Source organism: Streptomyces sp. NPDC056169 (assembly GCF_042268445.1).
Classification (GTDB): Bacteria; Actinomycetota; Actinomycetes; order Streptomycetales; family Streptomycetaceae; genus Streptomyces.
On the sequence record NZ_JBHJUO010000003.1, the window covers coordinates 200,226 to 215,423 of the forward strand.

Annotated in this window: 16 protein-coding genes; 9 read left to right on the top strand and 7 right to left on the bottom strand. The window is 69.0% G+C overall.

Annotated features, from left to right (window positions below; all coding sequences use genetic code 11):
* Positions 1-50: 50 nt before the first annotated feature.
* The 5 genes from ACFC0G_RS05890 to dnaA form a co-directional block, all read right to left on the bottom strand.
* Positions 51-620, bottom strand: coding sequence for a DUF721 domain-containing protein (locus tag ACFC0G_RS05890; RefSeq protein ID WP_376397821.1), 570 nt, complete (start codon positions 618-620; stop codon positions 51-53).
* Positions 617-1,738, bottom strand: coding sequence for a DNA replication/repair protein RecF (recF, locus tag ACFC0G_RS05895; RefSeq protein WP_376397824.1), 1,122 nt, complete (start codon positions 1,736-1,738; stop codon positions 617-619). Before recF ends, ACFC0G_RS05890 begins: the two co-directional genes overlap by 4 nt.
* A 58-nt stretch (positions 1,739-1,796) precedes the next feature.
* A complete protein-coding gene (gene gnd, locus ACFC0G_RS05900) occupies positions 1,797-2,675 on the bottom strand; it encodes a phosphogluconate dehydrogenase (NAD(+)-dependent, decarboxylating) (protein WP_141298773.1) in 879 nt (292 codons plus the stop codon).
* 118 nt (positions 2,676-2,793) lie between these two features.
* On the bottom strand, positions 2,794-3,924 hold the full coding sequence (gene dnaN / locus ACFC0G_RS05905; protein ID WP_030205035.1) for a DNA polymerase III subunit beta: 1,131 nt from the start codon (positions 3,922-3,924) through the stop codon (positions 2,794-2,796).
* 830 nt (positions 3,925-4,754) lie between these two features.
* Complete coding sequence (gene dnaA, locus ACFC0G_RS05910) at positions 4,755-6,509, bottom strand: chromosomal replication initiator protein DnaA (protein ID WP_376397828.1); 1,755 nt, start codon at positions 6,507-6,509, stop codon at positions 4,755-4,757.
* A 394-nt stretch (positions 6,510-6,903) separates the two neighbouring features.
* Here dnaA and rpmH point away from each other — a divergent pair, with 394 nt between their 5' ends.
* The 9 genes from rpmH (at position 6,904) to ACFC0G_RS05955 (ending at position 13,634) form a co-directional block, all read left to right on the top strand.
* Positions 6,904-7,041 carry a 50S ribosomal protein L34 gene (rpmH, locus tag ACFC0G_RS05915; RefSeq protein ID WP_006381191.1) on the top strand — a complete coding sequence of 46 codons (138 nt, stop codon included), beginning with the start codon at positions 6,904-6,906 and terminating at the stop codon, positions 7,039-7,041.
* Positions 7,042-7,062: 21 nt separating this feature from the next.
* Complete coding sequence (gene rnpA, locus ACFC0G_RS05920) at positions 7,063-7,434, top strand: ribonuclease P protein component (protein ID WP_078627236.1); 372 nt, start codon at positions 7,063-7,065, stop codon at positions 7,432-7,434.
* Positions 7,431-7,757, top strand: coding sequence for a membrane protein insertion efficiency factor YidD (gene yidD, locus ACFC0G_RS05925; RefSeq protein WP_352018112.1), 327 nt, complete (start codon positions 7,431-7,433; stop codon positions 7,755-7,757). Before rnpA ends, yidD begins: the two co-directional genes overlap by 4 nt.
* A 3-nt stretch (positions 7,758-7,760) precedes the next feature.
* Positions 7,761-9,098 (top strand): membrane protein insertase YidC, encoded by a 1,338-nt coding sequence (yidC, locus tag ACFC0G_RS05930; protein ID WP_376397832.1) that lies wholly within the window; start codon positions 7,761-7,763, stop codon positions 9,096-9,098.
* A gap of 14 nt (positions 9,099-9,112) precedes the next feature.
* Complete coding sequence (locus ACFC0G_RS05935) at positions 9,113-9,625, top strand: protein jag (protein ID WP_376397835.1); 513 nt, start codon at positions 9,113-9,115, stop codon at positions 9,623-9,625.
* 116 nt (positions 9,626-9,741) lie between these two features.
* Positions 9,742-10,458 (top strand): 16S rRNA (guanine(527)-N(7))-methyltransferase RsmG, encoded by a 717-nt coding sequence (rsmG, locus tag ACFC0G_RS05940; protein ID WP_376397838.1) that lies wholly within the window; start codon positions 9,742-9,744, stop codon positions 10,456-10,458.
* A gap of 236 nt (positions 10,459-10,694) precedes the next feature.
* Positions 10,695-11,771, top strand: coding sequence for a ParA family protein (locus tag ACFC0G_RS05945; protein ID WP_376397841.1), 1,077 nt, complete (start codon positions 10,695-10,697; stop codon positions 11,769-11,771).
* Entirely contained in the window at positions 11,768-12,856 is a 1,089-nt protein-coding gene (locus ACFC0G_RS05950) for a ParB/RepB/Spo0J family partition protein (protein ID WP_376397845.1), read from the top strand. The genes ACFC0G_RS05945 and ACFC0G_RS05950 overlap by 4 nt, the downstream gene beginning before the upstream one ends.
* Before the next feature lie 160 nt (positions 12,857-13,016).
* Entirely contained in the window at positions 13,017-13,634 is a 618-nt protein-coding gene (locus ACFC0G_RS05955; protein ID WP_376397848.1) for a GNAT family N-acetyltransferase, read from the top strand.
* A 104-nt stretch (positions 13,635-13,738) separates the two neighbouring features.
* Here ACFC0G_RS05955 and trxA read toward each other — a convergent pair whose 3' ends face one another.
* Positions 13,739-14,071: a thioredoxin gene (gene trxA, locus ACFC0G_RS05960; RefSeq protein ID WP_376397851.1), complete on the bottom strand. Its 333-nt coding sequence runs from the start codon at positions 14,069-14,071 to the stop codon at positions 13,739-13,741.
* Between the two features lie 47 nt (positions 14,072-14,118).
* A complete protein-coding gene (gene trxB, locus ACFC0G_RS05965; RefSeq protein WP_376397854.1) occupies positions 14,119-15,084 on the bottom strand; it encodes a thioredoxin-disulfide reductase in 966 nt (321 codons plus the stop codon).
* Positions 15,085-15,198 lie beyond the last annotated feature (114 nt).

Consider the following 15,198-nt stretch of genomic DNA (forward strand, 5'->3'; position numbering starts at 1 on the left):
ACGAGGACCTGCCTCGAGCCCGGTCCCTCACCGCCCGGCCGCCCGGCGCTCTAGCCGTACGTGTCCCCGGGCCCGACGCTGCCCGGCGCCCGCAGCGGCCCGTACCCCCGCCGCGGCGCACCCGGCCCCAGCACCTTGATGACCCGCACCGTCCCGTGCCCCAGGTCCTCGTTCAGCCGTGCCACGAGCCGCGGCGCGAGCAGCCGCAGCTGCGTCGCCCACGCCGTGGAGTCGCACTGCACGGTGAGGACCCGCGCGTCCGGCTCGTCGTCGAACTTCAGCGGTACGCAGTGCTTCGCCAGGTCCTCGCCGACGATCTGCGGCCAGCGCCCCATGACGCCGCCGACCGCCGCCGGGGTCTCCCAGCCGCGCTCGGTGATGAGCCGGTTGATCGCCGCGCCGAGCGCCATCGGGTCGCGCCCGTCGGCGCGCGCGCCGGACCGCAGTCCGCCCCCGCGCCGGGCCTGCTTCTTCTGCTGGGCGGCGGCGCCCCGCGCCTTCGCCTGCTCCTTGGCCGCGCGCAGCGCGACCCGCGCCAGGTCGATTCCCGAGGCCTCGGGAATCCTGGGGGTCTCCGGCTGCTCCTGCGCCCCGGCGCCGAGCGGCGGCTGCTCGCTCATACCCGCTCCACCGTCCCGCCGGCCACCTCGTACCGCGTCCCCGCGAGCACGCCCGGGACGTCGTCGTCGACCGCCGCCGTCACCAGCACCTGCTCACCGCCGGCCACCAGCTCCGCGAGCCGCTCGCGCCGCCGCGCGTCCAGCTCGGCGAAGACGTCGTCGAGGACGAGGACCGGCTCGTTGCCCTCGGAGCGCAGCAGGTCGTACGAGGCGAGCCGCAGCGCCAGCGCGTACGACCAGGACTCGCCGTGACTCGCGTACCCCTTCGCCGGCAGGTCGCCGAGCTTGAGCAGCAGCTCGTCCCGGTGCGGTCCGACGAGCGTGACGCCCCGCTCGATCTCCTGCTTGCGGACCTCGGCGAGGGCGGCGATCAGCTGCTCGTACAGCTCCTCGCGGGTGTGCCCGGCGCCCGGCGCGGAGGGACGGTACTCCAGCAGAATCGGTCCGCCGCCCGGCGCCAGCTGCTCGTACGCCTTGTCGGCGAGCGGCTGCAGGGTGTGGATGAGGTCGAGGCGCTGCGCGAGCAGCTCCGCCCCGGCGTGCGCGAGGTGCTGGTCCCAGACGTCGAGCGTGGACAGGTCCATGCCGCGGCCGCCGTGCCGGCGGGCCATCGCCGCCGACTTCAGGAGCGTGTTGCGCTGCTTGAGCACGCGCTCGTAGTCGGAGCGCACGCCCGCCATGCGCGGGGTGCGCGCCGTGATCAGCTCGTCGAGGAAGCGCCGCCGCTCGCCGGGGTCGCCCTTCACCAGGGCGAGGTCCTCCGGCGCGAACAGCACCGTCCGGACGATTCCCAGCACGTCACGCGGCCTGACCTGCGAGGACCTGTTGATACGGGCACGGTTGGCCCGGCCCGGGTTGAGCTCCAGCTCGACCAGCTGGGAGCGCTCGCCCTGGGTGACGGCGGCCCGGATGACGGCGCGCTCCGCGCCCATCCGTACGAGCGGGGCGTCCGAGGCGACACGGTGGCTGCCGAGGGTCGCGAGATAGCCGACGGCCTCGACGAGATTGGTCTTGCCCTGCCCGTTCGCGCCCACGAACGCGGTGACGCCCGGCTCGAGCGGAACCTCGACCCGGGCGTACGAGCGGAAGTCGGCCAGCGACAGATGCGTGACGTGCATGGTGGGCGCCGACCTTCTTCCCCGGCGACTGTGCACCGCGGGGTGCACAGCCTGTGGATTACTTCTTCGTCTCGACCGCGTGGCCACCGAACTGGTTGCGCAGCGCGGCGATCATCTTCATCTGCGGGGAGTCGTCCTGCCGCGACGCGAACCGCGCGAACAGCGACGCGGTGATCGCCGGCAGTGGTACGGCGTTGTCGATGGCGGCCTCGACGGTCCACCGGCCCTCGCCGGAGTCCGACGCGTAGCCGCGCAGCTGGTCCAGGTGCTCGTCCTCGTCCAGCGCGTTCACCGCGAGGTCCAGCAGCCAGGAACGGATGACCGTGCCCTCCTGCCAGGAGCGGAAGACCTCGCGCACGTCGGTGACGGAGTCGACCTTCTCCAGGAGCTCCCAGCCCTCGGCGTAGGCCTGCATCATCGCGTACTCGATGCCGTTGTGGACCATCTTCGCGAAGTGGCCGGCGCCGACCTTGCCCGCGTGGACCGAGCCGAACTCGCCCTCGGGCTTGAGGGCGTCGAAGATCGGCTGGACCTTCGCCACGTCCTCGGCGGAGCCGCCGTACATCAGCGCGTAGCCGTTCTCCAGGCCCCAGACGCCGCCGGAGACGCCGCAGTCGACGAACCCGATGCCCTTGGCGGCGAGCTCCTCGGCGTGCTTCTCGTCGTCGGTCCAGCGGGAGTTCCCGCCGTCCACGACGATGTCGCCGGGGGAGAGCAGATCGGCCAGCTCGTCGATCGTGGACTGGGTCGCGGCACCGGCCGGGACCATGACCCACACGACGCGCGGACCCTTGAGCTTGCCCACAAGCTCTTCGAGGCTGTGGACATCGGCGAGGTCCGGGTTGCGGTCGTATCCGATGACGGTGTGGCCTGCGCGGCGGATGCGCTCGCGCATGTTGCCGCCCATCTTGCCGAGACCGACGAGACCGAGCTCCATCAGAGATTCCTTAAGCGTCGTGTGCGGTTTACCCGGGTCCGAGCCTACGCCCGGGCCCGGGTGCACACCTGTGGGGTCAGCCGCTCAGGCGACGACCCCCGATGAGCCTCGGCGCAGGTCAGCCGCTGAGGCGGACCGGCATGATCAGGTACTTGTACGCCTCGTCCGCCTCGGCGTCCACGGCGGGCTTGCCGCTGAGCAGCGCCGGCTTGGTGGAGGTCGTGAAGGAGAGCTGGGCGACGGGGGAGTCGATCGCGCTCAGGCCGTCCAGGAGGAAGGTCGGGTTGAAGGCGATCGAGATGTCGTCGCCCTCCAGCTGCGCGTCCACACGCTCCACAGCCTGTGCGTCGTCGCTGGAGCCGGCCTCCAGGATCAGCACGCCCTGCTCGAAGCTCAGCCGGACCGGGGTGTTGCGCTCGGCGACCAGGGCCACGCGCTTGACGGCCTCGACGAAGGGCGCGGTCTCGATCACCGCGACCGAGTTGAACTCGGTGGGGAAGAGCGTGCGGTACTTCGGCAGGTCGCCCTCGAGCAGCCGGGTGGTGGTGCGGCGGCCCGCGCCCTCGAAGCCGATGAGGCCCTCGCCCTTGCCGGAGCCGGAGAGCGCCAGGGTGACCGTGTCGCCGCTCGTGAGCGCCTTCGCGGTGTCCAGGAGGGTCTTCGCGGGCACCAGGGCGACCGCGGAGGCGTCCGGGGACTCCGGCTTCCACAGGAACTCGCGGACCGCGAAGCGGTAGCGGTCGGTGGAGGCCAGGGTGACCGTGTCGCCCTCGATCTCGATGCGCACACCCGTGAGGACGGGCAGCGTGTCGTCACGGCCGGCGGCGATGGCCACCTGGGCGGCGGCGGAGGCGAAGACCTCACCGGGGACGGTGCCGGTCGCGGTGGGCATCTCCGGCAGCGCCGGGTACTCCTCCACGGGCAGGGTGTGGAGGGTGAAGCGGGAGGAGCCGCAGACCACGGTCGCCCGTACACCGTCTGTGGAGATCTCCACCGGACGGTTGGGCAGGGCGCGGCAGATGTCGGCGAGCAGCCGGCCGGAGACGAGGACGGTGCCGTCCTCCTCGACCTCCGCCTCGACGGAGACACGGGCCGAGACCTCGTAGTCGAAGCTCGAGAAGCTCAGCGCGCCGTCCTCGGCCTTCAGCAGAAGGCCCGCGAGTACGGGCGCCGGCGGACGGGCCGGGAGGCTGCGGGCCACCCAGGCCACCGCCTCGGCAAGTACGTCGCGCTCCACCCGGATCTTCACCGGAACCGCCTCCTGCTTGTTGCTGGCTCTTCGTCGACTGCGGGAACCAGTCTGACGTACGCCGCCGACACTCGGTGCTGCTCGGGGTCAAGTCGCGACGAGGGCGCGTCGGAGCTCCGGCGCCGAGTTGTGCACAGGCCCCACTTCGAAGCGGATTCCTAGCTAACTCTAAGTGGGAGTAGTAGTAGGGCCTGTGGAAACGGTGGATAACGTCGTTTTACCAGGTCAGACCCGTTTTTTTGTCCACCGACCCTGTGGGTGGAACCGGTGGAAAACCGGGGCTCTCTGTGGACACCCAAAAGTTCTGCACACCCGGTACACAGGCCATGGGGAGTTCTCCCCAGCGCTGTCCCCAGCTTTACCCACGTTCCCCACAGCCCAACCGTCTCCCTTGGTGTGACCGCTTTCACTCGACGCGGTGAGGCCGGGCGATTCGTTGCCGAACAGTGGACAGGGGTGTGGAGAAGCTGTGGGCAACCACCGACCCCCTGTGGGCAGCCAGTGGACAACTTTCCGGGCCCCCTGTGGACGAAGATTTCATCCACAGGCTGTGGAAAGAAGTTGCCAACAAATCCACAAGGGCCTGACCTGGGGTGATGATCTGTCACCAGCCGGACCTGTGGACACAATCCGGATAACTCGACAGTCCCCACCCTGTGGACGGGAGATCATCCCCCAATCTGTGGAGAACCCGCCACCGGAACGGAGTAATCGAACACCCCGCGCTCGTACACAGCTGTGCACAACGAACACGGGCGCTCCCGGAAGGGGTTCGAGAACGCCGAAGGGCGCCCCAGGAGGTGTCCTGGAGCGCCCTTCAGGGACCGCTGTCAGCCGTTCTTGATGCGGTTCGTGAGCTCGGTGACCTGGTTGTAGATGGAGCGCCGCTCCGCCATCAGGGCACGGATCTTCCGGTCCGCGTGCATCACCGTCGTATGGTCGCGGCCGCCGAACTGCGCGCCGATCTTCGGCAACGACAGGTCCGTCAGCTCACGACACAGGTACATGGCGATCTGCCGCGCCGTCACCAGGACACGGCTGCGCGACGATCCGCAGAGGTCCTCCACCGTCAGCCCGAAGTAGTCGGCCGTGGCCGCCATGATCGCGGGGGCGGTGATCTCCGGCGAGCTGTCCTCGCCGCCGGGGATCAGGTCCTTGAGGACGATCTCGGTGAGTCCCAGGTCCACCGGCTGCCGGTTGAGGCTCGCGAAGGCCGTCACCCGGATCAACGCGCCCTCCAGCTCGCGGATGTTCCGCGAGATCCGGGACGCGATGAACTCCAGCACCTCCGGCGGGGCGTTGAGCTGCTCCTGCACGGCCTTCTTGCGGAGGATCGCGATCCGCGTCTCCAGCTCGGGCGGCTGCACGTCGGTGGTGAGACCCCACTCGAAGCGGTTGCGGAGCCGGTCCTCCAGGGTCACCAGCTGCTTGGGCGGCCGGTCCGAGGAGAGCACGATCTGCTTGTTGGCGTTGTGCAGCGTATTGAAGGTGTGGAAGAACTCCTCCTGCGTCGACTCCTTGCTCGCGAGGAACTGGATGTCGTCGACGAGCAGGATGTCCACATCGCGGTAGCGCTTGCGGAAGGCGTCGCCCTTGCCGTCGCGGATCGAGTTGATGAACTCGTTGGTGAACTCCTCGGAGCTCACGTACCGCACGCGCGTGCCCGGGTAGAGGCTCCGCGCGTAGTGGCCGATGGCGTGCAGCAGGTGGGTCTTGCCGAGCCCCGACTCCCCGTAGATGAAGAGCGGGTTGTACGCCTTCGCCGGCGCCTCGGCCACCGCGACGGCGGCGGCGTGCGCGAAGCGGTTCGAGGAACCGATGACGAAGGTGTCGAAGAGGTACTTGGGGTTCAGCCGCGCGTGCTGCTCGCCCGGTGCGCCGGCGCCCTGCCCGGAGGAAGAGGAACCGGGACCGCCGTGGACCGGACCGCCGCCCGGCCGCGGGCCGGGGCGGGCGCCGTGGCCCTGCGGGTCGGGCAGCTCGGCGCGCTCGGGCCGCTGCGGCTGCTCGTATCCCCGGGAGGGCTCGTCGTAGCGGGGCTGCCGGGACTGGTCCGGGCCCGTGTACGGGGCGCGCTCCTGGTAACCGCCGAGCCGCGGCTGCTGCCAGGACAGGTCCTCCTGGGTGCGCGGCCAGGCGCCGGGGTCGGGCCGCTGCGGCTGCTGGTAGTCCGGATAGGCCGGGCGCGCGGTGGGCAGCCCGTCGTCGGGCATCGGGCGGTGACCGTAGCCTTCGTACTTCTCGTACGGCTCGGGCTGGCGCTCGTCGTATCGGGACTGCTGCACGGGAGGCGCGGGCGGGGTCGGTTCGCCGACGGAGTCGTCGACGGTGATCGCGATCCGGATCGGGCGTCCGCACTCACGGCTCAGGGTCTCGCTGATCAGCGGGGCGAGCCGGCCTTCGAGGACGCGCTTGCCCCACTCGTTGGGCACGGCGAGGAGGGCGGTGTCCGCGACCAGGGCCAGCGGCTGGCAGCGCTCGATCCACTGCTTGTCCTTGGCTTCGATTCCCTGCTGGCCTTCGCCGAGGAGGTACTCGAGGACGCGTGGCCACACTGCGGCAAGATCGGCAGGTACGTCAGCCACGGGGCACGCTTTCTCGCAGGTCCCACGATGGTGTGGTTCTCGGGGACGGTGGGTCGAAGTCCGTGAGGACGGGTCCGTTGAGGACAGGTGAGGACAGAACGGAAAAGACTGTGGAGTCTCACCACGGTAGTCGGGGCGGCTGACGTGGTTCAAGTTGTTGTCCACAGCCTGTGCATAATGGACCATGGCGACAGGTCGGTTTGACCGGATGGCGTAGCCGCGCGTACCGTGACCAGGTCGAGTTGTCGATGGCTGCTGCCGCCTGCCTCCGATGGGCAAAGACCACGCTTGTGGTCGCGAAGCGGTGCTATCGGGCGTTACGAGCTACTCGTGGGCGCACGGTGACAGCCAGGCGATGTCCCGCCTCCACCCGAATCATTTCTGGAGCCCCCGAGTGAGCAAGCGCACCTTCCAGCCGAACAACCGTCGTCGCGCGAAGACCCACGGCTTCCGCCTGCGCATGCGCACCCGCGCCGGCCGCGCCATCCTGGCGAACCGCCGTGGCAAGGGTCGCGCGAGCCTGTCCGCCTGATCCACTTAAACAGGTCATGACGTGCTGCCTACCGAGAATCGGCTGAGGCGGCGCGAGGACTTCGCAACCGCGGTACGCCGAGGTCGCCGGGCCGGTCGCCCGCTCCTCGTCGTCCACCTACGCAGCGGTGCAACGGACCCGCACGCGCCTGGGGAGAGCGCTCCCCCGACGCGTGCGGGTTTCGTCGTGAGCAAGGCCGTAGGCGGTGCGGTCGTACGCACCCAGGTGAAGCGTCGCCTGCGCCATCTCCTCCGCGACCGACTGTCCGAGCTGCCCCCCGGTAGCCTGGTGGTCGTACGGGCGTTGCCCGGAGCCGGTGACGCCGACCACGCACAGCTGGCCCGAGACCTGGACGCCGCTTTTCAGCGGTTGCTGGGAGGGGGCGCGCGATGAAGTACCCGCTGCTGGCTCTCATCAAGCTGTACCAGTGGACGATCAGCCCTCTTCTGGGGCCCGTCTGCCGGTACTACCCGTCGTGTTCCCACTACGGATTCACGGCCATCGACCGGCATGGCGCGATCAAGGGCACAGCCCTGACCGCCTGGCGCATCCTGCGGTGCAACCCGTGGTCGCCCGGCGGTGTGGACCATGTCCCCCCGCGGAAGCGCCCTCGCTGGCACGAAATGCTGAGGAACGCGCTGCGCGGCGACAAGGGCGGGTCCCCCGCCGAGACGAGCCCGGCCGCCGAGACTTCGCCCAATGCTCAAGGAGCCTGATTAGTGGACACGATTGCCAGTCTGTTCAGCTTCATCACCTGGCCCGTTTCCTGGGTCATCGTCCAGTTCCACAAGGTGTACGGGGCGATCTTCGGCCCTGACACGGGCTGGGCCTGGGGCCTGTCCATCGTGTCTCTCGTGGTGCTGATCCGTATCTGTCTGATCCCGCTGTTCGTCAAGCAGATCAAGTCGACGCGGAACATGCAGGCGCTCCAGCCGAAGATGAAGGCGATCCAGGAGCGCTACAAGAGCGACAAGCAGCGTCAGTCCGAAGAGATGATGAAGCTGTACAAGGAGACGGGTACCAACCCGCTCTCCTCGTGCCTTCCCATCCTGGCGCAGTCGCCGTTCTTCTTCGCCCTGTACCACGTGCTCTCGGCCATCGCCTCGGGCAAGGAGATCGGGGTCATCGACGGCCCGCTGCTCGCCAGCGCCCGTCAGGCCCACATCTTCGGTGCCCCGCTGGCCTCGAAGTTCACGGACACCGCCGCTGAGGTCGCCGCTCTCGACGCTTCGCTGACCTCGGTCCGCATCGTCACCGCGATCATGATCATCATGATGTCGGCCTCGCAGTTCTTCACGCAGCGCCAGCTGATGATGAAGAACGTCGACCTCTCGGTGAAGACCCCGTACATGCAGCAGCAGAAGATGCTCATGTACATCTTCCCGGTGATCTTCGCCGTCATGGGTGTCAACTTCCCCGTCGGTGTCCTCGTCTACTGGCTGACCACCAACGTGTGGACCATGGGCCAGCAGATGTACGTGATCAGCCAGAACCCGACCCCGGGCAGCAAGGCGCAGGACTCCTACCTCCAGCGCCTCCTGAAGGGCATCAGCACGCATGGCGAGGTCCGCGGCCGTCGTCGGAAGAACATCGTCAAGGTCATCGTCGCCAAGGGCAGCGACCGCAACGAGAACGAGCGCCGCTTCTTCGCGGGTCTGAGCAAGGCCGGCTTCGCGGCCCAGGCCGACGGCACCGTGATCAAGAGCGACACGATCGAGGCCGATGCCGAGGGCGGCGCCACCGCCAAGCGGCAGCAGCCCAAGCGTCAGACCAAGGCCCAGCGCCAGGCCGGCGCGGCGCAGCAGGCCGCGGCGAAGGACGCCGAGGAAGGCTCCGAGCCGGCCGCCGAGCAGGCGACCACCTCGCTGGAGAAGAAGCCGCAGGATTCGGCGAAGGCCGACGCCGAGGCCGACGCCGAGACGAAGGACGAGGCGAAGGACCAGGCGCAGGGCGACAAGCCCGCGCGCCCCCGTGCCAACTCCGGAGGCTCCCGCCAGGGCAAGTCCGGTCAGCGCAAGGGCCAGCAGCGGCCCAAGCACCCGTCGTCCAAGAAGTAAGAAGGAGACCATCCGTGACGGAAGGCATCACCTCCGCTGCCGCCGAGGGTGGCGACACCCTGACCCGCCTCGAGCAGGAGGGTGAGATCGCGGCCGACTACCTCGAGGGTCTGCTCGACATCGCCGATCTCGACGGCGACATCGACATGGACGTCGAGGCGGACCGCGCCGCGGTCTCGATCGTCAGCGACTCCAGCAGCCGTGACCTGCAGAAGCTCGTGGGTCGCGACGGTGAGGTCCTGGAGGCCCTCCAGGAGCTGACCCGTCTGGCAGTGCACCGTGAGACCGGTGACCGCAGCCGGCTCATGCTCGACATCGCCGGTTTCCGCGCCCAGAAGCGCACCGAGCTCGCCGAGCTGGGTGCCAAGGCCGCGGACGAGGTGAAGTCGTCCGGGGCGCCGGTCAAGCTGGACCCGATGACCCCGTTCGAGCGCAAGGTCGTGCACGACGCGATCGCCGCCGCCGGTCTGCGCAGCGAGTCCGAGGGCGAGGAGCCGGAGCGCTTCGTCGTCGTGCTCCCGGCCTGATCCTTCTCGTAGTGTCGGCCCCGTCTGTTCGCAGGCGGGGCCGATCTTTGTCAGCCTGATAGTCAGCCACCACAGTGCGCTCGCAGGATTGCGTGCGGTACGGAAGGACGGTTCCCGTGACGGAGGAAGCGGTGCTCCCGGAGGCGCCGGAGCAGGCGCGGACGGTCTTCGGTGAGTACTTCCCGGAGGCCGTGCGGTACGCGGAGCTCCTCGCGGACGCGGGTGTGAAGCGCGGCCTGATCGGCCCGCGGGAGGTCCCGCGGCTGTGGGAGCGGCACATGCTGAACTGTGCCGTCCTCTCGGAGGTCGTCCCCGAGGGCGTCACGGTCTGCGACGTGGGCTCGGGAGCCGGTCTTCCCGGCATCCCGCTGGCTCTGGTCCGGCCGGACCTCAAGATCACTCTCCTGGAGCCGCTGCTGCGCAGGACGAACTTCCTCCAGGAAGTCGTCGAGCTGCTGGGCCTCGACCACGTCACCGTGGTCCGTGGCCGCGCGGAGGAGATGCTCGGCAAGATCACACCCGTCCACGTGGTGACCGCTCGCGCGGTGGCTCCGCTGGACCGGCTGGCCGGCTGGGGCGTTCCTCTGCTCCGCCCGTACGGCGAGATGCTGGCCCTCAAGGGCGACACCGCGGAGGAGGAGCTCAACGGTGCTCGCGCCGCGCTCTCCAAGCTCGGTGTGGTGGAGACCTCGGTGCTGCACGTGGGCGAGGGGATCGTCGATCCGCTGTCCACGGTCGTCCGGGTGGAGGTCGGCGAGAGCCCGGGCGGTGTGCGGTTCGCGGCCAAGCGCGCCAAGGCCGCCCGGACGAGCAAGACCCGTCGACGCCGCTGAGCGTCGCATACGCACCATTTCGGAGTGTCGAACGGCTCCGACCGGGCAGCAGGGGCATGGTGTTTCACGTGAAACGTCACTCCCTGCTGCAGGGGATCATCAGCCGCGGTCGCGCGGCTGCCACGCCCCGGGACCGTAAGCCCCTCGCGAAGCCACTCGCGAGGGTTACGGAGTTGTCCACAGAGGTGGATTCACCCACAGAACCACCGACCTCGCTGGTTCACGACCCCGAAAGCATGGCAGGCTCTGCTCATCGCGAGCCTGAAGCCGAGGAGAGTGAATCCTTGCGGTCCGACGCCAACATCGCGGGACCGATGACCGATCCGGTCCCCGGTCCCCGAACCGAATCGGTGGGGGAGGATGTTTCACGTGAAACATTGCCCCCAATGGACGACACCCCCATTGGTCGTGCTGCCCAACTGGCAGTAGAAGCCCTGGGTCGTGCCGGTGAGGGACTTCCCCGACCGGCCCAGACGCGTGTGATGGTGGTCGCCAACCAGAAGGGCGGCGTGGGCAAGACGACCACGACGGTCAACCTTGCCGCCTCTCTGGCCCTGCACGGCGCCCGGGTCCTGGTCATCGACCTGGACCCGCAGGGCAACGCTTCCACGGCGCTCGGCATCGACCACCACGCCGAGGTCCCCTCGATCTACGACGTCCTGGTGGACAGCCGGCCGCTGTCCGAGGTGGTGCAGCCGGTGCTGGATGTCGAGGGCCTCTTCTGTGCCCCCGCGACCATCGATCTCGCCGGTGCGGAGATCGAGCTGGTGTCGCTGGTGGCGCGCGAGAGCCGCCTGCAGCGGGCGATCCAGGCCTACGAGCAGCCGCTCGACTACATCCTGATCGACTGCCCGCCCTCACTCGGCCTGCTCACGGTCAACGCCATGGTGGCGGGAGCCGAGGTGCTGATCCCGATCCAGTGCGAGTACTACGCGCTGGAGGGCCTCGGCCAGCTCCTGCGGAACGTCGAACTGGTCCGGGGACATCTGAACCCGGGGCTCCACGTCTCGACGATCCTGCTCACCATGTACGACGGCCGGACGAGGCTCGCCTCCCAGGTCGCCGACGAGGTGCGCACGCACTTCGCCGAAGAGGTGCTGAGGACCAGCATTCCCCGGTCCGTCCGTATCTCCGAGGCACCGAGTTACGGGCAGACCGTTCTCACCTACGACCCGGGCTCCAGCGGCGCCCTGTCGTACTTGGAAGCGGCTCGTGAGATCGCCCTGCGGGGTGTTGCCGTGCACTACGACCCGCAGCACGCCCATGCAGGGCACCAGAACAACCAGCGCAGCATGTCGGAGGGGATCCAGTGAGTGAGCGACGTAGGGGATTGGGGCGTGGGCTCGGTTCGCTGATCCCTTCGGCTCCCCAGGAACGGCAGACGCCGATGGTCGGTGTCGGAGCGGGGGCGACCTCCGCCGGTGCCGGCCCCGTCCTGACCTCGGAGCGGGGTGTGGCCGCGGCGAAGCTGGCATCGCTCCCGCACAGCAGCCCGTCCCCCGACGCGGCGGGCTCGTGGAGCGAGGCCGAGACGGCGGCTCCGCCGCAGCCGCCGGCCGGTGCCTACTTCACCGAGCTTCCGCTCGACGCCGTCGTTCCCAACCGGCACCAGCCTCGTGAGGTCTTCGACGAGGACGCGCTGGCGGAGCTCGTCGTCTCCATCAAGGAGGTCGGCCTGCTCCAGCCCGTGGTGGTGCGCAAGGTCGATGACGAGCGCTACGAGCTCGTCATGGGTGAGCGTCGTCTGCGGGCATCGAAGGAGGCCGGTCTCGAGCTGATCCCGGCCATCGTCCGGGACACCGATGACGAGAAGATGCTCCTGGACGCCCTCCTGGAGAACCTCCACCGGGCCCAGCTGAACGCGATCGAAGAGGCTCACGCCTACGAGCAGCTGCTCAAGGACTTCGGCTGCACCCATGACCAGCTCGCGGATCGGATCGGGCGCTCCCGCCCGCAGATCTCCAACACGCTGCGTCTGCTCCGTCTCTCCCTTCCGGTGCAGCGGAGGGTCGCCGCCGGTGTGCTCTCCGCCGGTCACGCGCGGGCCCTGCTCGGCGTGGAGGACGCGGAGGCCCAGGACCAGCTGGCCTACCGGATCGTCGCCGAGGGCCTCTCCGTGCGTACCGTCGAGGAGATCGTGAGCCTCATGGGCTCCGAGGCACCCGCCGCGGTCAAGGCGAAGGGCCCGCGTGCCGGAGGACGCGTCTCGCCGGCGCTCACCGATCTCGCCACCCGGCTCTCGGACCGCTTCGAGACCCGGGTGAAGGTCGACCTAGGGCAGAAGAAGGGCAAGATCGTCGTCGAGTTCGCGTCGATGGACGACCTGGACCGGATCCTCTCGACCCTCGCCCCCGGCGAGGGGAAGGTCATGGACCAGAAGAACGCCGAGCAGAGCTGACGTTCTCGTTGCGCTGAGGCCGCCCAGGGCGGGTCGTGTTCCGGTCATCACCGGAGTCCGGCCCGCCCTTTGCCTGGGAGCGGTGTCCCCCTGATCGCCCGGTCGATACGATTCCGAGAGGCGTATTCGTGCTCGGTGGCGAGGGAAGCGAGGGGCAGCCGTGGGGCGTCGGCTCGTACCGCTCACGCTGGACAACCTTCCGGACCTTCCCCAGCGATGTCGCTCCTGTGTCTTCTGGGAGCTCGACCCGGTCAGCGGGGAGGCCGCCGTGAAGGCGGGGCGTCCGGGGCCGGAGAAGGAAGCCTGGATCTCCGCCGTCCTCCTGGAGTGGGGGTCCTGCGGACGGGTGGTCTACGTGGACGAGGTGCCCGTCGGCTACGTCCTCTACGCTCCCCCGGCCTATGTGCCGCGGTCGACGTCCTTCCCGACCAGTCCGGTGGCGGCGGACGCCGTGCAGCTGATGACGGCCTGGATCATGCCGGGATATCAGGGCCAGGGGCTGGGCCGGATGGTCGTGCAGACCGTGGCCAAGGACGTGATGCGGCGGGGCTTCAAGGCGATCGAGGCGTTCGGCGATGCCCGATGGAAGGAGCCGGCCTGTGTGCTGCCGGCCGACCATCTCCTGTCCGTGGGCTTCAAGACGGTCCGCCCGCACCACGCGTTCCCCCGGCTGAGGCTGGAGCTCCGGACGACGCTCTCCTGGAAGGAGGACGTCGAGATGGCCCTGGACCGCCTGCTCGGCGCTGTGAAGAAGGAGCCGGCCCTGAGGCCGCTCTAGCACCTCTGGCACCTCTGGCACCGGAACATGAGAACGGCCCGCCCCTTGTCGGGGCGGGCCGTTCGTGTTTCACGTTGCACGTTTCACGTGAAACAAAGAGCGTGTCAGCCGTTCGCGGGCTTAACGAAGGCGTCCAGGTCGCGCAGGATGGCGGCCTTCGGCTTGGCACCGACGATCGTCTTCACGACCTCGCCGCCCTGGTAGACGTTCAGCGTCGGGATCGACATGACGCCGTACTTGGCGGCCGTGGCCGGGTTCTCGTCGATGTTGAGCTTCACGACCTCGATCTCGCCGTGCTCCGCGGCGATGGCCTCCAGCGACGGGGCGATCTGGCGGCACGGGCCGCACCACGCCGCCCAGAAGTCCACCAGAACGGGCTTGTCGCTCTTGAGGACGTCCTCTTCGAAGGAAGCGTCGGTCACAGTCTTCAGGGCCACGGCGGCCTCCTTGTTTTCGTGGGGTGTGGAGTCAGGAAGAGCGAGGATCAGACTGCGGGGGTCTCGGCCAGCTTCTCGCTGTCGGCGAGAGCGGCCAGGAAGCGCTCGGCGTCGAGAGCGGCGGAGCAGCCGGTACCGGCGGCCGTGATGGCCTGGCGGTAGGTGTGGTCGACGACGTCGCCCGCACCGAAGACGCCCGTGACGTTCGTGCGGGTCGACGGCGCGGCGACCTTCAGGTAGCCCTCCTCGTCCAGCTCCAGCTGGCCCTTGAAGAGCTCGGTCCGCGGGTCGTGGCCCACCGCGATGAAGAGGCCGGTGACGGCCAGCTCGCGGGTCGCGCCGGTCTTGGTGTCACGCAGGGTCAGACCGCTGAGCTTCTGCTCGCCGTGGATCTCGGTGACCTCGCTGTCCCAGGCGAACGAGATCTTCGGGTCGGCGAATGCGCGCTCCTGCATGGCCTTGGAGGCACGCAGGCTGTCGCGGCGGTGGACGATCGTGACGGTCTTGGCGAAGCGCGAGAGGAAGGTGGCCTCCTCGATCGCGGTGTCGCCGCCGCCGACGACGGCGATGTCCTGGTCCTTGAAGAAGAACCCGTCGCAGGTGGCGCACCAGGAGACACCGCGGCCCGAGAGCGCGTCCTCGTTGGGGAGGCCGAGCTTGCGGTGCTGGGAGCCCGTGGTGACGATGACGGCCTTGGCGCGGTGCACGGTGCCGGCGGTGTCGGTGACGGTCTTGATGTCGCCGGTCAGGTCCACGGCGATGATGTCGTCCGGGATCAGCTCCGCGCCGAAGCGCTCGGCCTGCGCCCGCATGTTGTCCATCAGGTCCGGGCCCATGATGCCGTCACGGAAACCGGGGAAGTTCTCGACCTCAGTCGTGTTCATCAGGGCGCCACCAGCGGTCACAGCACCCTCGAAGACCAGGGGGTTCAGCGACGCTCGGGCCGTGTAGAGCGCAGCGGTGTAACCCGCGGGCCCCGAGCCGATAATGATCACGTTACGGACGTCGCTCACGGGTGTCTTCCTCGTCTCTGCAGACTGCCACTGCCTACGGGGGCGGTTGCCTCGGTCACTCTCACCCCACCCAACGGATCCTACGGGGCATGCATTCCCGAGATTGCCGCACGG